The organism is Amycolatopsis sp. NPDC054798 (assembly GCF_053611505.1).
In genome coordinates, this window is record NZ_JBSHAM010000092.1 from 1 (window position 1) to 19,664 (window position 19,664).

At 70.5% G+C, this 19,664-nt stretch carries 20 protein-coding genes; 12 read left to right on the forward strand and 8 right to left on the reverse strand.

What is annotated here, in order from left to right:
* The first annotated feature begins 101 nt into the window (after window positions 1-101).
* The 8 genes from thrS (at window position 102) to ACWGIC_RS36630 (ending at window position 7,096) form a co-directional block, all read left to right on the forward strand.
* Window positions 102-2,147, forward strand: coding sequence for a threonine--tRNA ligase (thrS, locus tag ACWGIC_RS36595; RefSeq protein ID WP_452080514.1), 2,046 nt, complete (start codon window positions 102-104; stop codon window positions 2,145-2,147).
* The gene (locus tag ACWGIC_RS36600; protein WP_452080515.1) at window positions 2,144-2,686 is read left to right on the forward strand and encodes an HIT family protein; all 543 of its coding nucleotides are present in this window, start codon (window positions 2,144-2,146) and stop codon (window positions 2,684-2,686) included. The genes thrS and ACWGIC_RS36600 overlap by 4 nt, the downstream gene beginning before the upstream one ends.
* 50 nt (window positions 2,687-2,736) lie before the next feature.
* The gene (locus ACWGIC_RS36605) at window positions 2,737-3,279 is read left to right on the forward strand and encodes a MarR family winged helix-turn-helix transcriptional regulator (RefSeq protein WP_452080516.1); all 543 of its coding nucleotides are present in this window, start codon (window positions 2,737-2,739) and stop codon (window positions 3,277-3,279) included.
* A gap of 100 nt (window positions 3,280-3,379) precedes the next feature.
* Window positions 3,380-4,027 carry a phosphatidylinositol phosphate synthase gene (pgsA, locus tag ACWGIC_RS36610; RefSeq protein ID WP_452080517.1) on the forward strand — a complete coding sequence of 216 codons (648 nt, stop codon included), beginning with the start codon at window positions 3,380-3,382 and terminating at the stop codon, window positions 4,025-4,027.
* Window positions 4,024-4,926 (forward strand): phosphatidylinositol mannoside acyltransferase, encoded by a 903-nt coding sequence (locus ACWGIC_RS36615; RefSeq protein WP_452080518.1) that lies wholly within the window; start codon window positions 4,024-4,026, stop codon window positions 4,924-4,926. The genes pgsA and ACWGIC_RS36615 overlap by 4 nt, the downstream gene beginning before the upstream one ends.
* Window positions 4,927-4,943: 17 nt before the next feature.
* A complete protein-coding gene (locus ACWGIC_RS36620) occupies window positions 4,944-6,086 on the forward strand; it encodes a glycosyltransferase family 4 protein (protein WP_452080544.1) in 1,143 nt (380 codons plus the stop codon).
* Window positions 6,083-6,568 (forward strand): NUDIX hydrolase, encoded by a 486-nt coding sequence (locus tag ACWGIC_RS36625; protein WP_452080519.1) that lies wholly within the window; start codon window positions 6,083-6,085, stop codon window positions 6,566-6,568. The genes ACWGIC_RS36620 and ACWGIC_RS36625 overlap by 4 nt, the downstream gene beginning before the upstream one ends.
* A 15-nt stretch (window positions 6,569-6,583) precedes the next feature.
* Complete coding sequence (locus ACWGIC_RS36630; protein WP_452080520.1) at window positions 6,584-7,096, forward strand: XdhC family protein; 513 nt, start codon at window positions 6,584-6,586, stop codon at window positions 7,094-7,096.
* Window positions 7,097-7,106: 10 nt separating this feature from the next.
* On the opposite strand, the gene ACWGIC_RS36635 is transcribed toward ACWGIC_RS36630, so the two are convergent.
* The gene (locus ACWGIC_RS36635) at window positions 7,107-8,099 is read right to left on the reverse strand and encodes a 5'-nucleotidase (protein ID WP_452080521.1); all 993 of its coding nucleotides are present in this window, start codon (window positions 8,097-8,099) and stop codon (window positions 7,107-7,109) included.
* Window positions 8,100-8,201: 102 nt separating this feature from the next.
* Window positions 8,202-10,313 (reverse strand): elongation factor G-like protein EF-G2, encoded by a 2,112-nt coding sequence (locus tag ACWGIC_RS36640; protein WP_452080522.1) that lies wholly within the window; start codon window positions 10,311-10,313, stop codon window positions 8,202-8,204.
* 443 nt (window positions 10,314-10,756) lie between these two features.
* On the opposite strand from ACWGIC_RS36640, the gene ACWGIC_RS36645 reads away from it, so the two are divergent.
* Entirely contained in the window at window positions 10,757-12,349 is a 1,593-nt protein-coding gene (locus ACWGIC_RS36645) for a M4 family metallopeptidase (RefSeq protein WP_452080523.1), read from the forward strand.
* Between the two features lie 148 nt (window positions 12,350-12,497).
* Here the strand turns inward: ACWGIC_RS36645 and ACWGIC_RS36650 are convergent, their stop codons facing one another.
* Window positions 12,498-12,818 (reverse strand): AzlD domain-containing protein, encoded by a 321-nt coding sequence (locus tag ACWGIC_RS36650; protein ID WP_452080524.1) that lies wholly within the window; start codon window positions 12,816-12,818, stop codon window positions 12,498-12,500.
* Entirely contained in the window at window positions 12,818-13,513 is a 696-nt protein-coding gene (locus ACWGIC_RS36655; RefSeq protein WP_452080525.1) for an AzlC family ABC transporter permease, read from the reverse strand. Before ACWGIC_RS36655 ends, ACWGIC_RS36650 begins: the two co-directional genes overlap by 1 nt.
* A 70-nt stretch (window positions 13,514-13,583) precedes the next feature.
* Between ACWGIC_RS36655 and ACWGIC_RS36660 the strand changes: the two genes are divergently transcribed.
* Window positions 13,584-14,147, forward strand: coding sequence for a helix-turn-helix domain-containing protein (locus ACWGIC_RS36660; RefSeq protein WP_452080526.1), 564 nt, complete (start codon window positions 13,584-13,586; stop codon window positions 14,145-14,147).
* 144 nt (window positions 14,148-14,291) lie between these two features.
* Window positions 14,292-14,768 carry a cupin domain-containing protein gene (locus ACWGIC_RS36665; RefSeq protein WP_452080527.1) on the forward strand — a complete coding sequence of 159 codons (477 nt, stop codon included), beginning with the start codon at window positions 14,292-14,294 and terminating at the stop codon, window positions 14,766-14,768.
* 6 nt (window positions 14,769-14,774) lie between these two features.
* On the opposite strand, the gene ACWGIC_RS36670 is transcribed toward ACWGIC_RS36665, so the two are convergent.
* From ACWGIC_RS36670 to ACWGIC_RS36680, 3 genes are all read right to left on the reverse strand, one after another.
* Window positions 14,775-16,016 carry a flavin-dependent oxidoreductase gene (locus tag ACWGIC_RS36670; RefSeq protein WP_452080528.1) on the reverse strand — a complete coding sequence of 414 codons (1,242 nt, stop codon included), beginning with the start codon at window positions 16,014-16,016 and terminating at the stop codon, window positions 14,775-14,777.
* 270 nt (window positions 16,017-16,286) lie between these two features.
* A complete protein-coding gene (locus ACWGIC_RS36675) occupies window positions 16,287-16,718 on the reverse strand; it encodes an Hsp20/alpha crystallin family protein (RefSeq protein WP_452080529.1) in 432 nt (143 codons plus the stop codon).
* A gap of 359 nt (window positions 16,719-17,077) precedes the next feature.
* Window positions 17,078-17,353 (reverse strand): hypothetical protein, encoded by a 276-nt coding sequence (locus ACWGIC_RS36680; protein ID WP_452080530.1) that lies wholly within the window; start codon window positions 17,351-17,353, stop codon window positions 17,078-17,080.
* Between the two features lie 282 nt (window positions 17,354-17,635).
* Here ACWGIC_RS36680 and ACWGIC_RS36685 point away from each other — a divergent pair, with 282 nt between their 5' ends.
* Window positions 17,636-18,532 (forward strand): aminoglycoside phosphotransferase family protein, encoded by an 897-nt coding sequence (locus ACWGIC_RS36685; protein WP_452080531.1) that lies wholly within the window; start codon window positions 17,636-17,638, stop codon window positions 18,530-18,532.
* 50 nt (window positions 18,533-18,582) lie between these two features.
* Here ACWGIC_RS36685 and ACWGIC_RS36690 read toward each other — a convergent pair whose 3' ends face one another.
* The gene (locus ACWGIC_RS36690) at window positions 18,583-19,632 is read right to left on the reverse strand and encodes an LLM class F420-dependent oxidoreductase (protein ID WP_452080532.1); all 1,050 of its coding nucleotides are present in this window, start codon (window positions 19,630-19,632) and stop codon (window positions 18,583-18,585) included.
* Window positions 19,633-19,664 lie beyond the last annotated feature (32 nt).

Sequence of the window (19,664 nt, forward strand, 5' to 3'; positions counted from 1 at the left end):
TCCCCGGGCGGTGTTGGCCGACGGCGGTCGAATCGGCGAACCCGCCGCCGACTAGCATCAGCGGAAGCCGTTTCAGTCACTTCTCCCGAAGGAGCACGATCGTGTCCCAACCGTCGTCAGTTGCCGCCGTACCCGCCCCGCGCGTGGTGGTGCCGGCGGGCACTACGGCGGGCGCCGCGGTGCGCGAAGCCGGGCTGCCCACCAAGGGCCCGGACACGATCGTCGTCGTCCGCGACGCCGACGGGAAACTGCGCGACCTCGCGTGGGCCCCGGAAGCCGAGGCCCAGGTCGAAGCCGTCGCGGCGAACACCGAGGACGGCCGCAGCGTGATCCGGCACTCCGCCGCGCACGTGCTCGCTCAGGCCGTGCAACAGGAATTCCCGGACGCCAAGCTCGGCATCGGCCCGCCGGTGCGCGACGGCTTCTACTACGACTTCGCCGTCGAAAAGCCGTTCACGCCCGAGGATCTGCAGAAGCTCGAGAAGCGGATGAAGCAGATCGTCAAGGGCGCGCAGCAGTTCTCGCGCCGCGTGTTCGCTTCCACCGACGAGGCGAAGGCGGAGCTGAAGGACGAGCCGTTCAAGCTCGAACTGGTGGACATCAAGTCCGATGTGGACGCTGTGGACACCAGCGAGGTCATGGAGGTCGACAGTTCCTCCTCGGGCGAGCTGACCATCTACGACAACCTCGACCCGCGCACCAAGGAACGCGTGTGGAGCGACCTCTGCCGCGGCCCGCACGTGCCGACCACTAAGTTCATCCCGGCCTTCAAGCTCACCCGCGTCGCCGCCGCGTACTGGCGCGGCAACGAGAAAAACCCGCAGCTGCAACGGATCTACGGCACCGCGTGGGAGTCGGCCGAGGCGCAGGACGCCCACCTCGAGCGCCTCGCCGAGGCGGAGCGCCGCGACCACCGCAAGCTCGGCGCGGAGCTGGACCTGTTCTCCTTCCCCGAGGAGATCGGCTCCGGCCTGCCGGTGTTCCATCCCAAGGGCGGCATCATCCGCCGCGAGCTGGAGAACTACTCGCGCCGCAGGCACGAAGAAGCCGGCTACGAGTTCGTGAACACGCCGCACATCTCCAAGGGCGACCTGTTCCACACCTCCGGGCACCTCCCGTACTACGCGGACACGATGTTCCCGCCGGTGCAGTTCGAGGAAGAGGACTACTACCTCAAGGCCATGAACTGCCCGATGCACAACCTGATCTTCCGCTCGCGCGGGCGGTCGTATCGCGAACTGCCGTTGCGGCTGTTCGAATTCGGCACCGTCTACCGCTACGAGAAGTCCGGCGTCGTGCACGGCCTCACCCGCGTGCGGGGCCTGACGATGGACGATTCGCACATCTACTGCACCAAGGAGCAGATGCCGTCCGAGCTGCGGTCGCTGCTCAAGTTCGTGCTGGACCTGCTCGCCGACTACGGCCTCTCCGACTTCTACCTCGAACTGTCCACCCGCGGGGACTCGGACAAGTTCATCGGCGAGGACTGGGAGTGGGAGGAGGCCACCGAGACGCTGCGCCAGGCCGCCGTCGACTCCGGCCTCGAACTGGTGCCGGACCCGGGCGGCGCGGCCTTCTACGGCCCGAAGATCTCGGTGCAGGCCAAGGACGCCATCGGCCGCACCTGGCAGATGTCGACCATCCAGCTGGACTTCAACCAGAACAAGCGGTTCGGCCTGGAGTACACCGCCTCCGACGGCAGCCGCCAGCGGCCGATCATGATCCACCGCGCGCTGTTCGGCTCGATCGAGCGGTTCTTCGGCGTGCTGACCGAGCACTACGCGGGCGCGTTCCCGGCGTGGCTGTCGCCGGTGCAGACGGTCGCCATCCCGATCACCGCCGACCAGGTCGAGTACCTGCGCGGCGTCGAGAAGGCGTTGCGCGCCAAGGGAATCCGCGTCGAGGTCGATGCGAGCGACGACCGGATGCAGAAGAAGATCCGCACGCACACCACGCAGAAGGTGCCGTTCCTGCTGCTGGCCGGCGCGAAGGACGCGGAGGCGGGCGCGGTGTCGTTCCGGTTCCGCGACGGCGGCCAGATCAACGGCGTCCCGGTGGACCAGGCGGTCGAGGCGATCGCCGAATGGGTCGCGAGGCGGGAGAACGCGTCGCCGTCGGCCGAAGCCGTGGAGAAGATCCTGAAGTGACCGAGCCGGAACTCGTCGAACAGGACGGGGTCGGGGTCCCGGACGCGCTGCAGCGGCTGTGGACCCCGCACCGGATGGCCTACATCCGCGGCCAGGACAAGCCGGACGGCGACGAGCCCGGCGGCTGCCCGTTCTGCCGCCTGCCCGGCCTCGGGGACGACAAACGCGCGCTGATCGTCGCCCGCGGCGAAACGGTGTTCGCGGTGCTGAACCTGTACCCGTACAACCCGGGGCACCTGATGGTGGTCCCGTACCGGCACGTCGCGGACTACCCGGACCTCACCGCCGGGGAGACGCGCGAGCTGGCGGAGTTCACCCAGCACGCGATGGGCGTGATCCGGGAGGTCTCGGCGGCGCACGGGTTCAACATCGGGATGAACCAGGGCGTGATCGCCGGGGCGGGCATCGCCGCGCACCTGCACCAGCACCTGGTGCCGCGCTGGGGCGGCGACGCCAACTTCATGCCGGTGATCGGGCACACGAAGGTGCTGCCGCAGCTGCTCGGCGAAACCCGGGACCTGCTCGCGGGCGCGTGGTGAGGCCGGTCGCGCGGCGGTAATTGAGTGCTCAATCAGCGTATGATGGCGTTATGTCCGAACCACGCTGGCTGACCGACGAAGAGCAGCGGGTCTGGCGCGCTTACGCCCAGTCCAGCTCGCTGCTGCACGCCCACCTCGAAGGACAGCTGCAGCACGAATCGGGCATGCCGCACACGTACTACGAGGTGCTCGTCGCGCTGTCCGAGGCCGAGGGCTGGCGGCTGCGGATGAGCGAACTCGCGTCGGTGCGCGGTTCGTCGCGCAGCAGGCTGTCGCACGCGGTGGCCCGGCTGGAGGCGAAGGGCTGGGTCCAGCGCGAGTCGTGCCCCACGGACAAGCGCGGGTCGTGGGCGGTGCTCACCGACGCCGGATTCGCCGCGCTGGCCGACGCCGCGCCCGGGCACGTCGAGGCGGTCCGGGAAACGCTCTTCGACCAGCTGAGCGCCGAGCAGGTGCGCCAGCTGGGCGAGATTTCCGAGGCGATCCTGGCCGGGCTGCGGCCCAGGTGCCAGGCCGTCCGGGAGGCCGAGGAGGCGGCGGCGGAGGCGGCCGGATTCGCCGCGCCGGTCGCCGAACTGCCGAAATCCGGCTGACGTTCCGGCGGGTCGCGGGCGGGCGGGTCCGGTTCGGACAGCGGGGTCGATAGGCTTTCGTCGCCCACCCGCCCCCGAATCAGGTGCACAGACGAGGAAGATGCTCAACATTTTCGCCCGTGCCTCGGTCTCCCGCGTGACGGACCCGATCGGCGCCGCCCTGGTCCGCGCCGGACTGACCCCGAACGTGATGACCGTGCTCGGCACCGCGGGCGCCGTCGCGTGCGCGCTGGCGTTCTTCCCGCAGGGGATGCTGCTGTGGGGCACGTTCACCGTGTGGGGCTTCGCCATGCTCGACCTGCTCGACGGCGCGATGGCGCGCGCCCGCGGGTACGGCACGCCCTTCGGCGCCGTTCTTGACGCGACGTGCGATCGCCTGGTCGACGGCGCGCTGTTCGCCGCGATCGCGTGGTGGTGCTTCGTGCAGGACCACAACAACCGGGCTGCGGCCGCCGCGCTGATCTGTCTCGTGCTGGCCCAGGTCATTTCCTACGTGAAGGCGCGCGCCGAAGCGTCCGGCCTCGAAGCCGACGGCGGGCTGGTGGAACGCGCGGAGCGGCTCATCATCGCCCTGGTCGGCACCGGGCTGCACGGACTGGGAGTGCCTTACACCGTCGAGATCACGCTGTGGCTGCTCGCCGTGCTGTCGGTGATCACGCTGCTGCAGCGGGCGGCGGCGGTGGCGAGCGCGGCGCGGGCGGCCGCGGCGAAACAGGCCGATTCCTCGGCGGGCGGGGCGCAACCGTGAGCACACTGTCCCAGCGGCTCAGCGAGTTCGGCTACGCGACGGGCTGGCGGTTCGTCCGGCGGCTGCCGCGGTCGTTCGGGTCGGCGACGTTCGCCTTCGGCGCCGACATGGCCGCCCGGCGCGGCGGCGGGGGCGTGCGGCAGCTGCGCGCGAATCTCGCCCGGGTGGTGCCGCAGGCCGGGGAAGCCGAACTGGACGAGCTGGTCCGCCGGGCGATGCGGTCGTACGCGCGGTACTGGTTCGAGACGTTCCGGCTCCCGGCGATGGACCACGAGGCGGTCGCGAAGCAGGTGACGGTGACCGGCGCGGAGAACATCGACGCCGCGCTCGCCGAGGGCAACGGCGCGGTGATGACGCTGCCGCACAGCGGGAACTGGGACATCGCGGGAGTCTGGCTCGCCAGCTACGCGGGCACCTTCACCACGGTCGCGGAGCGGCTCAAACCCGAGTCGCTGTACCGCCGGTTCGTGTCGTTCCGGGAATCGCTCGGTTTCGAGATCGTGCCGCTGACCGGCGACAGCGCGGCGATGCGGCTGCTGCTGCGGCGGCTGCGCGAGAACAAGGTGGTGGTCCTGCTGGGGGACCGGGACCTGACGTCGTCCGGGATTCCGGTGCGGTTCTTCGGCGAGCGCACGCACCTCCCGCCCGGCCCGGCGCGGCTCGCCGCCACCACCGGCGCGGCGCTGCTGCCGACCGGCTGCTGGTTCACCGAGGACGGCTGGGAGATCCGGATCCATCCGCGCATCCGCGTCACCGCGCGGGCCGAGGTGCCCGCGGCGACGCAGGCGCTGGCCGACGTGTTCGCCGGCGACATCGCCGCGCATCCGGCCGACTGGCACATGCTGCAGCCGTTCTGGCCCGCCGACGCGGCCGCGACGGCGCTGGAAGAAGCGAGCTGACCCGGGTGGCGCGCGGGTTGAAGATCGGGATCGTGTGCCCGTACTCGTTCGACGTCCCCGGCGGGGTCCAGGGGCACGTGATCGACCTGGCGCGGGCGCTGCTCGAGCGGGGGCACCAGGTGTCGGTGCTGGCTCCGGCGGACGAGGACGCGCAGCTGCCGGATTTCGTGCACCCCGCGGGCAAAGCCCTGGGGATCCCGTACAACGGCTCGGTCGCGCGGCTGCAGTTCGGGCCGGTGTCGTACGCCCGGGTGCGGCGGTGGATCCGGGACAACGGCTTCGACGTGCTGCACCTGCACGAACCGGCCGCGCCGAGCCTGTCGCTGCTGGCGCTGAAGGTCGCGGACGGGCCGATCGTGGCCACCTTCCACACCGCGACGACGCGCTCGCGGACGCTGTCGGCGTTCCAGCCGGTGCTGCGCCCGCTGCTGGAGAAGATCACCGCGCGGATCGCGGTGTCCGCGCTGGCCCGGCGGGTGCAGGTGGAGCACGCGGGCGGCGACGCGGTGGAGATCCCGAACGGGGTGGATGTCGAGTTCTTCTCCCGTGCCCTGCCGCTGGACGGCTACCCGCGCGCGGGCGGGACGATCGGGTTCGTCGGGCGGTTCACCGAGTCGCGCAAGGGCATGGACGTGCTGCTGGAGGCCGCGCGGCGGCTGCTGCCGGAGTTCGAGGACCTGCGGCTGCTGGTGGTCGGCCGCGGCGAACCGGACCAGCTGCGGCGGATGGCCGGGCCGCAGCTGTGGCCGCACATCGAACTGCTGGGCCAGGTCGACGATGAGACGAAGGCCCGGGCGCTGCGCAGCGTGGACGTCTACTGCGCGCCTAATACCGGCGGCGAAAGCTTCGGGATGATCCTCACCGAGGCGATGGCCGCGGGCACTCCGGTGCTGGCCAGCGGCCTCGATTCGTTCCGCCGCGTCCTCGACGACGGCCGCGCCGGAATGCTCACCACGACCGGAGACCCGGCGTCGCTGGCCGACGGCCTGCGCGAACTGCTGGGCGACCCCGCGCACCGGGCGTCGCTCGCGGCCGCGGCGGGCGAGCGGGTGACGGCGTACGACTGGGCGGTCGTGGTGACCCAGGTGCTGCGGGTGTACGAGACGGCCATCGCGGCGGATCCCCGGCTGGTCGCGGCGGGGGAGCGGGAGCTGGCGTGACGGTGCTCGTGTGGCTGCTCGTGGCGGTGGCCGCGGTCGTGGTGCTCGGCGGGCTGTTCCTGGTCGCGACCGCGAACCGGCTCGACCGCCTGCACGTCCGGACCGACGCCGGCTGGGCCGCGCTGGAAGCGGCTCTCGCCCGCCGGGCCGTGGTAGCCCGGGCGGCCGCCGCGGTACTGCGCGACGGCGCCGATCTGCACGCCGCGGCCGCGCGGGCGGAAGACGCCCCGCGGCCGGACCGCGAGGCCGCGGAAAACGAGCTGACCCTGGTACTGGCACGAATCGACCGGTCGCGGCTGCCGGTGGTGCTCGCCGAGGAACTGACCGACGCCGAACACCGGGTCGTCATCGCGCGCCGCGTGCACAACGACGCGGTCCGGGACACGCTGGCGCTGCGACGGCGCCGGAAGGTGCGGTACTTCAAGCTGGCCGGGACCGCGCCGCTGCCGGAGTACTTCGAATTCGCCGAACCGGACCTCTGAGGCAGACTGAGGCGCATGACGACCGAACCCGATGCCTGCGCCGTCGCACACGGCGAGGTCGAAGAACCGCCCGCCGAACGGACTTTGGTGGCCGTGTTCGCCTCGCCGGTCGCCCAGTACCTGCTGCGCTACGCCGCCGACCTGGGTTACCACGCCGTGCTTTTCGAGCCGGACGAGGCGCGCGCCAGCGACGCTCCGGACGGGATCGAGGTCCGCACGACCGCGCCCTCGCCGGGGCCGGACGCGGACGTCGTGGTGACGGATCATCACCGGCCGGAGCTGGGGCCGGTCCTGCAGGCCGCGCTCGCGGTGCCGACGCGGTGGGTGGGCGTGCTGGGCAACCCGCGGCATCCGGGGCCGCACGTGGAAGCGCTGCGGGGGCTGGGCGTGGCGGAACCGGACATCGCGCGGGTGCACCGGCCGGTCGGGCTGAACATCGGCTCGCGGACCCCGGCGGAGATCGCGATCGCGACGCTGGCCGGGCTGGTGGCGGACCGGAACGGGCGGCCGGGCGGGTTCGAGTTCTGACCCGGCGGGGTCAGGGCTGCTCGTTCAGCACTCCGAAGGGAATGTGCACGCTCGGTACCCGGGTGGTGGTGCTGAGGTGCCGGATCTGATCGTCGAAGAAGATGTGCGGCTTCAGCACGTCGATGACAGTGCCCTTCTCGATCCCGCCGAGGAAGAAGGCTTCGTTCACGGTGGCACCCCAGTTCTTGAGACTGGTGACCGCACGCTCGTGGGACGGCGAGTTCCGTGCGGTGACAAGGGAAATACGAAGACGCTTATGGTATCCGGGTTCGTCCTGGAGGCGTTTCCGCTCGAGTTCCTGCAGCCGGTTGAGCCCGGCGAGGAAATCCTTCAGCGGTCCGGGCAAATGCGGTGTCGCGGCGTTGGCGGTCTCGTAGCTGTGGAACTCCGGGAGACTGCCGTTCTGCATGACCTGCTCCGATTTGTCGTCGGCCAGGACGCCGTCGAAGTCGAAAGCGACCCGTAGTTCGTCGCCCTCGTCGTCCACGAACGACGACTCCATCACCCGTCCCGCCGGGAGACCTTGCCCGAGAGCCTGACGGACATCGTTCTTGTTGGCGGAGAGGAAAAGTGACATGTTGAGCGCCCCCATGTAGGCATACGGAGACCGGCCCTGCGTGAAAATCGCCCGGGTGATCGGCAATCCGTGGTGCTGGATCGACCTCATCACCCGGAGTCCGGTGTCCGGGCTGTTGCGGGAGAGGACCATGACCTCGACCGGGGGATCATCCTCTTCCGCAAGGTTGTTCAGCGACAGCAGGCGCCTGATGAAGGGAAAGGCGAAACCCGGTCCCAACGGATTGCCGAGGTTGTCTTCCTGGTAGGCCCGGTATGCGTCTTCCCCTTGCGATTTGAAGACCGTATCGGATTCCTGGAGGTCGAACAGAGCGCTCGAAGCCACACCCAGGACAAGCCGATTAGTCAGTTCGTAAGACATTTCCGTCCGCCCGTCTTCTCGGCCCGACATTGCCGTCGAGCGTTCATCGAGAAGGTCGCGGGCCATCCAGCGAGTGTTGCTCTCCGTAACTGACGGAAATCCGATCCGCCGCCGAGTCGTGACCCGGAACCGGGGGAGGCGAACCACCGCCCGCCTCCCCGCCCCGGGTCAGGTCGGCACCACCGCCCCCTCCGGCATGGGCTCGAACCGCGCGTGCCGCCGCGTGAACGTAGCTGTCCCCGACGTCAGCGACCGCAAATCCACCGCGTACCGCAGGAGTTCCGCCGCGGGAACCTCCGCGTGCACCACGGTGTGCCCGCCCTCCCCGGATTCCGTGCCCAGCACCCGGCCGCGGCGCGACGACAGGTCGCCCAGCACGGTGCCCAGGTGTTCGTCCGGCAGGCTCACCTCGACCGTGTCCAGCGGTTCCAGCAGCGAGATCCGGCTGGCCGCCGCGGCTTCCCGCAGTGCCAGCGCGCCCGCGGTCTGGAACGCGGCGTCCGATGAGTCGACGCTGTGCGCCTTCCCGTCGGTCAGCGTCACGCGCACGTCCACCACTGGGTAGCCGTCCTGGACGCCGCGTTGCAGTTGCGCCCGCACGCCCTTCTCGACGCTCGGGATGAACTGGTGCGGCACCGCACCGCCGACCACCTTGTCCACGAACTCGAATCCGCCGCCGCGCGGCAGCGGCTCGACTTCGATGTCGCACACCGCGAACTGCCCGTGCCCGCCGGACTGCTTCACGTGCCGTCCGTGGCCGCGGGCGGGTTTCGCGAACGTGGAGCGCAGGCTGATCCGCACCGGCTCGGTGCCGACGTCCGCCCCGCCCGCGCGCAGCCTCGAAAGCACGACGTCCGCGTGTGCCTCGCCCATGCACCACAGCACGAGCTGCCCGGTTTCCGCGTTGCGTTCCAGGCGCAGGGTCGGATCGCCCGCGACGAGCCGGGAAAGGTTGCGGGACAACGTGTCCTCGTCGCTGCGGGACTTCGCGACCACGGCGACCGGCAGCAGCGGTTCGGGCATCCGCCACGGTTTCATCAGCAGCGGATCGTCCGGCGACGACACGGTGTCGCCGGTTTCGGCGGAACCCACTTTGGTGAGCGCGCACAGATCGCCCGCGACGCAGAACGGCACCTCGCGCAGGTTCGCGCCGAGCGGCGAGTAGAGGTGGGCGACGCGCTCGTCGGCGTCGTGGTCTTCGTGGCCGCGTTCGGTGAGGCCGTGGCCCGAGACGTGCACGGCGTTCTCCGGGCGCAGCGTCCCGGAAAACACCCGGACGAGCGAAACTCGTCCCACGTACGAGTCAACCGCGGTGCGCACGACCTCGGCGGCGAGCGGTCCGGCTGGATCGGCGGTCAGCGCGGGGTGCGCGTCGCCGCCGGGGCTGGTCACGCCGGGCGGCTGGTGTTCCAGCGGCGAGGGGAAGGCCCGCACGATGCCGTCGAGCACTTCGGCGAGGCCGACGCCGCTGGTCGCGCACACCGGGATGACCGGGTGGAACGAGCCGCGCGCGACGGCGGTTTCGAGATCGGCGATCAGCACGTCCTCGGCGATCTCCTCACCTCCGAGGTAGCGGTCCATGAGGGTCTCGTCCTCGCTCTCGGCGATGATGCCCTCGATCAGCTCGTTGCGGGCGTCGGCGAGCCCGTCCAGCGCGGCCGGGTCCGGGTCGCTCACGCGCGGCGGGAAACCGGCGGAATAGTCGTACCGGCGCTGGGTGATGAGCCCGACCAGGCCGTCCGGTGCGGGGAGGTACAGCGGCAGCACGCCTGAGCCGAAGGCGGCCCGGCAGGCGGCGATCTCGGCGAGCGCGTCGGCGCGGTGGTGGTCGAGCCGCGACACCACGACGGCGCGCGGCATTCCCACCGACGCGCACTCCTCCCACACCGCGACGGTGGCGGCGTCGACGCCCTCGGCGGCGCACACGACGAACAGCGCGGCGTCCGCAGCCCGCAGCCCGGCCCGCAGTTCGCCGACGAAATCGGCGTATCCCGGGGTGTCGATCAGGTTGATCTTGTGCCCGGCGTGCAGCACCGGGGCCAGGGAAAGCCCGACTGAGCGCTGCTGGCGCACCGCGGCCGGGTCGTGGTCGCACACCGTGGTGCCCTCCACGACCGAACCGGCGCGCGGCACCGTGCCGGACGCGGCGAGCAGTGCCTCGGTGAGCGTGGTCTTCCCGGAGCCGGAAGGCCCGACGAGGACGACGTTGCGCACCTTGGCAGGGTCGTCCACAGCGACGGCGGCCCCGGCGTCGGCACTCCTGTTCTGCTTGTCGGCCATGACGGCCTCCTCAGCGACGGCGGATGGAAGAACTGTGTCCCCGATCACACACCCGCGACCCGCCGGGAGGCAAGACGAGGGGCCCGGGACCAGCCGTTCGCTCGCCGAGGGCTCCGGCGCCCCGAGTGCTCGATTCCACTGTGGACGATCGGTCCACCGGCTGTCCACAGTGGATTTTCCGGGGAATCGATGCCGGATTGATCCGGAAAGCCGGTCTGCTGCCGAGGTGGGCGACTGGCGATTCTTGGGCGGAAAGAGGGAGTTCCGGAAAAGGGAACCGGAAATCGGAACGAATGTTGTCGAAGTTGACAACTTAACGACCTTCGTCGGTTGCCGGAAGTTGGGAAAAACCCGACTCTTGGCGGGGTTCGATCCCATTCCACTTCCGAATCCGGCCCCCACCCCCGGGCCTGATCCGGCCTGTCCGGAGGAGAACACCGCCGATGAAATCGCGCCGACCACTCGTGCTGCTCGCAGCCGGGGTGCTGGCCGGGGCCGTCACCACGGCCGCCGCCGCGCACGCCCAGCCCCTCGAACCGCAGAGCCCGCAGGCCGCCGAGGCGATGGCCGCCAGTGCCGCGCAGGCGCTGGTCGCCTCCCGGCCCGCCGCGCTGCACGCCAGCAAGGACGACGTTTTCCAGCAGCACAAGGTGATCTCGTCGACCAACGGCCTGAAGTACGTGCCCTACGACCGCACCTACAAGGGCATGCCGGTCGTCGGCGGCGACTTCGTCGTGGCCACGAACTCCGCCGGGCAGGTTCTCGCCACCTCGGTCGCGCAGAAGACCGCGATCGACCTGCCCGGCACTTCGCCGAAACTGACCGCGAGCCAAGCAGAAGCGATCGCCCGCACCCAGGTGCCCACTGTGGACAGAGTGCAGCCCGCGCAGCTGGCCGCTTATGCGCTCGGCAGCCCGAAACTCGCCTGGACCACCCAGGTGACCGGGCGGAACGCCGAAGGACCGAGCAAGCTGGACGTCATCGTCGACGCGATGACCGGCAAGGTCCTGCACACGAAGGAACACGTGGCCTACGGCGACGCGCAGGCTGTGTGGAACGGCCCGGAGCCGCTGCACATCGACACCTCCTCGGACGGAGCCGGCGGCTATTCGATGACTGACCCGACCATCGGGAACGTCAGCTGCCAGGACGCCGCCACCCAGCAGACCTTCACCAAGTCGACCGACACCTGGGGCAACGGCGACGAGACCGACAAGGAAACCGGCTGCGCCGACGCCCTGTACGGCATCCAGCAAGAGAACAAGATGCTGTCGCAGTGGCTGAACCGCAACAGCTTCGACGGCAACGGCAGCGGCTGGCCGATCCGCGTCGGCCTCAACGAGCAGAACGCCTACTACGACGGCACCCAGGTGCAGGTCGGGAACAACACCTCGGGCCAGTGGATCGGCTCGATCGACGTGATCGCGCACGAGTTCGGCCACGGCATCGACGACCACACCCCCGGCAGCATGTCCGGCGGCGGCACCCAGGAATTCGTCGCGGACGTCTACGGGGCCTCGTCCGAATGGTTCGCCAACGAGCCCGCGCCGTACGCGGTCCCGGACTTCCTCGTCGGCAACCAGGTGAACCTCGTCGGCAGCGGGCCGATCCGCAACATGTACGACCCGTCCCAGCTCGGCCACGCGAACTGCTACGACAGCTCGATTCCCGGCACCGAGGTGCACGCCGCCGCGGGTCCGGGCAACCACTGGTTCTACCTCCTCGCCGAGGGTTCGAACCCGACCAACGGCCAGCCGGCCAGCCCGACCTGCGACAACTCGACGGTCACCGGGGTCGGCGTGCAGACCGCCATGCAGATCTTCTACAACGCGATGCTGCTCAAGAACAGCGGAAGCTCCTACGAGGCCTACCGCACTTGGACGCTGACCGCGGCGAAGAGCCTGTTCCCGAACAGCTGCACGCAGTTCAACTCCGTGAAGGCGGCCTGGGACGCGGTGAGCGTGCCCGCGCAGCCGGAGGACCCGACCTGCGGTGCGGTCGGCACGACCGGTTCGCGGGCGATTTCCGTCCGATGACCCGAAACTGATTTCCCCGACGGCGGGCGGGAGAGACGGTTATTCGTCTCTCCCGCCCGATCGTTGTCGCTTTCCGGGCGAGAAAACGTCTCCTTCTTCGCTGGCGGCGAATTCCGCTTCGAAGGCGCTGCGCAATTTCCGGGAACGGTTACGGCACCCCGGCGAGCCGGAGCAGCGCAGCGGTCGCCGCGGCGGCGATCACCACCGCCACGAACGGCGCCTTGCGCCAGGCGAGCACCCCGCCCACCAGCACTCCGGCCGGGCGGGCGATCCCGGCGAATTCGTGCCCCTCGGTCAACGCGCTGGTCGCGACCAGCGCGGCGAGCAGCACCACCGCGGAGAGCGTCATCAGCCGCTCGGCCCGCGGGGACAACCGCACCTTCGTGCGCAGCAATGGCCCGGCGAGCCGGAACGCGAAGGTTCCGGCCGCCAGCACGAGCGTCGCGATGATCAGTTCCGCGCCGTCCATCAGTGCGCTCCTTCCAGCGGTTTCGGCTCTTTTGCCGCGGCACCGGCGACCACGCCGACCAGTGCCAGCAGCACCGGCAGACCCGCCGGGAGCAGGGGAGTGGCCGCGAGCGCGACCACCACGCCGATCAGCACCGGCAGCCGCGCGGCCCGGTCTTTCAGCGACGGCAGCACCAGTGCCAGCAGCACCGCCGGGAACGCGGCGTCGAGGCCGAACGCGTCGGTGTCGCTGATCGCGGACCCGGCGAACGCGCCGGCCACGACCCCGAGGTTCCAGCACACGAACAGCCCGGCGCCGCACGCCCAGTACGCCGCCCGCCGCCGGTCCGCGTCGCGCTGGGCCAGCGCGAACGCCACCGATTCGTCGATCATCAGATGGCTTCCGGCCATCCGCCCGAGCAGGCCGCGGCCGAGCGCGTCGCCGACCGCGAAGCCGAACGGCACGTGCCGCGCGTTCACCAGCAGCCCGGCGGCGACCGCGGCGAGCGGATTGCCGCCCGAGGCGACGATGCCGACGAACATGAACTGCGACGCGCCGGCGAAAACCAGCAGGGACAGCAGCATGGGCGCCCACAGCGGGAAGCCGGAGCTCACCGCGATGGCCCCGTAGGAAACGGCCACGAGGGCGTCGGCCAGGCACACGAGACCGATGTCGCGGGCGAGGCCGCGATCGAGTGTTCGCCAAATCGAACGCATAGTGTCCTATGCTGAACACGTCGAGGCCTGTTCGTCAAGGCGAACGAGAAGACTGATGGAGCGAACACACATGCCGAACGAGAGCACCGGCGCGCCGCTGGAGATCATCGCGGCGTCGCTGCGCCGCGAGCGGGCCCGCGCCGGCCTCTCCCTGACCGAGGTCGCGCGCCGCGCCGGTCTGGCGAAATCCACGTTGTCCCAGCTGGAATCGGGGTCCGGCAACCCGAGCGTGGAGACGCTGTGGGCGCTCGGCGTCGCACTGGACGTGCCGTTCTCCCGGCTCGTCGAACCGGAACGGCAGCAGGTGAAGGTGATCCGCGCGGGCAAGGGCCCGACGGTGTTCGCCGAACACGCCGACTACGCGTGCACGCTGCTGTCGGCCTGCCCGTCCGCGGCGCGCCGGGACATCTACCTGGTCAGCGCGGAACCGGGCGTCCCGCGGCGGTCGGATCCGCACATGAGCGGCGTGGTCGAGCACATCGTGCTGTGCGCGGGGCGGGCGCGGATCGGCATCATGGACGACCCGGCGGAGATGCTGCCGGGCGACTACATCTGCTACCCGGGCGACGTCCCGCACCTCTTCGAGGCGCTGGAACCTGGGACGTTCGGGGTGGAGATCTCCGAATACCACTGACCGCGGGCGGGCGCGGCTGCCCGCGATCGTCCGGAAAGGACGGTCGCGGAGATTCGCCGCGCGCCCTCCGGACGGCGGCTGTACACCGGCGGCCGGAGGGCGCAGAGTCCCTGGCGGACGGAAAACCATCGGCCAGGAGGTGTGATGAGCGGCGAGGAAATCGTGCTGGGTCCCCTGCCCAAGGGGATCACGCCCGCCCGCGAGGGCATGCGGAACAAGGTGTGGAACGTGCTCGGCCACACCTACTCGATGAAGGCGGCCAGCGAGTCGAGCTTCGCCTTCGAAACCCTCGACCCGCCCGGCACCGGCGTGCCGCCGCACGTCCACCCGGCCCAGGACGAGCACATCTACATCCTGGAAGGCGTGTTCACCCTCTACCTCGACGGCACCTGGGAGACCGCGGGCCCCGGGGACACCGTGCGGATGCCGAAAGGACTCCCGCACGCTTATTACAACCGCAGCGAGAGCATGACCCGCGCACTGTTCTGGGTGAGCCCGGCGGGTCAGCTGGCGACGCTGTTCGACAAGCTGCACAACCTGACGGACCCGGCCGAGGTGGTCCGGGTGTCCGCCCTGCACGACGTCGATTTCCTGCCGCCGGGTTCGGTCGAGGGGGCCTGAACCGGCTCAGGCGCGGTTCACCTGCTGCTGGGACGCCCCGGAAGCCTGGGCGTAGCCGGTGACGATCGCGTCGAGGGTGGCCGCGTCGATGACGTCTTCGAGGCGGGTGAAGCCGTCCGGCGCGCGGCGCTCGACCTCGTCGATGACGTTTTCCGGCCCGCCTCGGCGGTTGCGCAGCACGATCTCGCTGGTGGCCGCCAGCCGGTCGGCTTCGTATGCCCGGAGCGCCTCGGCGGGATCGGCGTAGTGGGTCAGCTGCCAGGCGAGATTGGCCGCGTCGAGAATCGCCTGGCCCGCGCCGTTGGAACCCATCGGGTACATCGGATGGGCGGCGTCGCCCAGCAGCGTCACGCGGCCGTGCGACCAGGCGGGCAGCGGATCCCGGTCGCACATCGGGAACTCGAAGATCTCTTCGGTGGCCTCGACCAGCGCCGCGTGGTCGACCGCCGGGCAGTGGAACCGCCCGACGTGCCGGGCCAGCTCCGCCCGGTCGCCGGGTTTGGCCCAGTCCTGCCGGTCCGGGGGCGGGGCGCCGGGCTCGCCGGTACGGATGCAGACCGCCCAGTTCGTGAGCCGGGTGTGCGCGCTGCGGCCCGGCCCGATCGGGTAGACCACCAGTTTGGCCGCCGTGCCGCCGGAGACGATCATCGACGCGCCGCCGCCGAAAGCGGGCCAGTCGGTGGCTCCGCGCCACATCAGCACCCCGTTCCAGCACGGCGGGCCTTCGCCGGGGAACAGCCGGGATCGGGCGGCCGAGTGGATTCCGTCGGCCGCCACCAGGACGTCCGCGGTCACCGTGACCGGGCTGCCGGTGCTCCGCTCGGCGAAGTGCGCTCGGACGCCCTGCGCGTCCTGATCGAATCCGGTCAGCCGGTGTCCGGTCCGCACCGCGTCCGGACCCAGCCGGTCTCGGACCGCCCGCAGCAGCACGTCCTGCAGCTTGCCTCGGTGCAGGCAGTACTGGGGGAGCGCGAATCCGGCGTCCAGGCCGCACGGCTTGCGCAGGATCACCTGCCCGAGCCGGTGGGTGTAGAACAGCTCGCGGGTGCGGATCCCGATCTCGTCCAGCGAACCGAGCAGCCCGAGCGCGGCGAGTTCCTTGACCGCGTGCGGCAACGCGTTGAGCCCGACGCCGAGTTCGCCGATCCGGGTGCTCTGCTCGTACACCGAGCATTCGATGCCCTCGCGGTGCAGCCGCAGAGCCGCGGTCAGCCCGGCGATCCCCGCTCCGACAATGACGACCTTCACCCGGGGCCTCCTGTCCTCGAGTGCCCAGCGTGGCGGAGACCGGCGAGGCCCGCTACCGCCGACCGGAGGTTCGGCCGTTCGAGGGTTCTTGTCCACAGTGGACGGTGTGCGGACGCGTCGGCGGGAAGGGTTTGGCCGGGAGGGGTTTCCGAGGATGGCGTCCGGCCGCTTCCGGCTCGGCGGCGAGGTCGGAATCGGACAGACCGGCCGGGATTCGCGGCCGCTGCGAGACGGCCCCGCCCGCGCGGACGGGGCCGGTCTCCGGGGCCGTCAGGCGTCGATCTGCTTGGCTTCGCCGCTGCCGCCGATGGCGATCTTGCGGGGCTTGGCCTGCTCGGCGATCGGCACCCGCAGGGTGAGCACGCCCGCGTCGTAATCGGCCTTGATGCGGTCCGCGTCCAGGGTGTCGCCGAGGAACAGCTGCCGGGAGAACACCCCGCGCGGCCGCTCGGAGACCTGGACCTCCGCGTCCTCGCCGTACTCGGGCCTGCGTTCGGCCTTCACGGTCAGCACGTTGCGCTCGACGTCCAGGTCGATCGACTCCGGCGCGACGCCGGGCAGGTCGAACTGCACCACGTAGTCGTTGCCGGACCGGTAGGCGTCCATCGGCATCACCGCCGGACGCGTCGCGGTGCCGTTGCCGCCGAAGAACTGCTGGGTCAGCCGATCGAGCTCCCGGAACGGGTCAGTTCGCATCAACATGACCATGCGCCTCCCTTTCTCCTTCCCTCGCGCCCGCCGGCTCGGGCGGGCGGTCGCCTGTTCTCCACTTCAGCTGACGGCTCGTTCGGTATTTCTAGGGGCTGCCGGACTTCTGGTTGTCGCGGACCTCCGGCCCCGTCGCCGGGTGGCGGCGGGGCCGGAACCAGTTCGGGTGAAAAGCAATCGTGATGAGCTGTGCGCAAGCCGGCGCTGGCGGGCACAGTGCCCGCGTCCGGCGAGGCGGCCGCAGGGAATGCGCCGCGAGACGCGATGCCGGGGCTGCGAGAGTCTTTCCGGCCGCGCGCAATGGCAGACCAGCCCGCCGGGAACCGCGCCGATCTATCACCTCCCCAGCGATATCACTTCTTCCGTGTTCTCCTGCTCTGTTCCGGAGGGGAACGCTCCCGGTGCTCCGGCGGCCAGGCTCGGTACAAGGTTTTCGCTGTTCGCCGCGTGGCAGGGGCGCGTTCCGCGCTTCGCGGGCCTTCTCCGCGCGGGGGCGGGAGGACCGGCGCCTCGCTGAAGCTGGCGGCCATGATCGCCTCGAACTCGGCGCGCAGCCAGGCCGGATCGGCGCAGACCAGCTCGGCGAATTCGCGGGCAGTCGCGTCCCGGCGGCTGATGGTGTCCGGCATCGTCGATCACCCCCCGGCTACGTCGTCTCGGCACCCAGGTCAGCTATCGCCTCTGCCAATTTCTATAGCGCGGAGTACAGATTGTGTCAAGTCTAGGGGCGAGATAATCTTGAGCAGGCCGGGCAGGAACGGTCCCGGGCGAGCGGCAGGCGGTTCCTGCGCGGCCTGGACGAATGCCGCCGCTGCCCGGATCGTGCGGAGATCTCCCTTGAGCTGCCACGCGATTGCCCGTTGCGGCCCGGGAACGTGGTTCCGGCCGCCGCCTCGGTACTGTGCTTTCGCATGACCGGCACCGAGATCGTGATCACCGCGGACCTGGTTCGCGCCTTGCTGCGGGAACAGCATCCCGATCTCGCCGGGCTGGAGATCCGCGAGGTGCCGGGCGGCTGGGGCAACCAGATGTGGCGGCTGGGGGACGAGCTGGCCGTGCGCATGCAGCGCATGGACCCGACCCCGGACCTCCAGCTCAAGGAGCGGCGGTGGCTGCCCGTTCTGGCCGAACGCCTGCCGCTGCCTGTGCCGGCCCCGGTGCGGTTCGGCGAGCCGTCCGAGCGTTTTCCCAAGCACTGGACCGTGATGACGTGGGTCCCCGGCGAACCCTTGGACCACAGCACGATCCACCGCGGCACCCACGCGGCCGACACCCTGGCGGATTTCCTCCGGGCACTCCACGTGGAGGCGCCCGCCGAGGCTCCGATCGCCGCGGACCGCGGTGCTCATCCCAAAGATTGCACGGACGGCTTCGAGAAATTCCTCCAGGCTGTCGCCCTGGACGACCTCGCCGCCGACGTCCGGGCCGTGTGGGACGACGCCGTCGCGGCTCGCGCCTGGGAGGGGCCGCCGGTGTGGGTGCACGGCGATCTTCATCCCGCGAACGTCGTCGTCTCGGACGGAACGCTCTCGGGCGTCGTGGATTTCGGCGACCTTTTCGCTGGCGATCCGGCGTGGGATCTCGCCGCCGCTTGGGTGTTGCTGCCCGAGGGGCTGGCCGGACGGTTTTTCGAGAGGTACGCGCGGGCGGACGAGGCGGCGGTCCGGCGTGCCCGCGGGCTGGCCGCGTTGAAGAGCCTCTTCCTGATCCTCATGGGACAGAACGGGGAGCGCGGTCTGCCCGGCGGCAAGCCGCACTGGGGACCTGCGGGCCGGGCGGCGCTTGATCGGGTGCTGAAGGGCGTTTGACGCTGGCGTGCCCGAAGTTGTGTCCACTGTGGAATGACCGTGCGCGGGAATCAGTCGCCGACCCCGGACGCGTCGAGGGCTTCCGCCGCGACCCGCAAGGCGGCCTTGGCGGCTTCCGGGTCCGGATGCGTGGACGAGAGCGCGAGCGTGGTGACCCCGGCTTCGGCGAGGGCGCGCATCCGGTCGGCGATCCGTTCCTTCGGGCCCAGAAGCGAGGTCGCGTCGAGGAATTCCGTCGGTATCGCCGCCATCGCGCCGTCGTAGTCCATGGTCAGATACCGGTCGCGGATCTCGTCCGCGGCGGCCTCGTATCCCATCCGGGCGACGAGGTCGCGGTAGAAGTTCTTGTCGCGGCTGCCCGCTCCGCCGACGAATCCCGCGACGTAGGGGCGGGCGTGGTCGGCCGCCGAGCGCCAGTCGTCGCCGACGGCGAGCGGGACCGTGGTCACCACGTCGAAACCGTCGAGGGTGGCGCCGATTTTCGCGCGGCCCGCGCGGATCCGGTCGAGGGATTCGCCGCCGTGTTCGGGGGAGAAGAACAGGCCCAGCCAGCCGTCGGCGATTTCGCCGGTGAGCTCGAGGTTTTTCGGGCCGAGGGAGGCGAGGTAGAGCGGGATGTGCTCGCGCGCGGGCGGCACGGCCAGCGGCAGGGCTTTGCCGGGGCCGCCGGGCAGGGGGAGCTGGAAATGCGCGCCGTCGTGGCGGACCCGTTCGTAGCGCAGCGCTTTGCCGATGATGTCGACGTATTCGCGGGTGCGCTGCACGGGTTTCCCGAAGGGGACGCCGTACCAGCCTTCGGACACCTGCGGGCCGGAGACGCCGAGCCCGAGCCGGAATCTGCCGTCGGAGAGGTTGTCCAGGGTCACCGCCGTCATCGCGGTCATCGTCGGGCGGCGGGCCGGGATCTGCAGGACGGCGCTGCCGAGATCGATGCTTTCGGTGCGGGCGGCGAGCCAGCCCAGCACCGTCGCGGCGTCCGAACCGCAGGCCTCGGCCACCCAGACCACGGAAAACCCGAGCTGGTCGGCCTCCTGGGCCAGGTCGAGGTTCGCCGAGTCGTTGCCGGCGCCCCAATAACCGATGTTGAGTCCTAATTTCATGCCGCCGACGTTACCGTTGGTAATCGACAGGG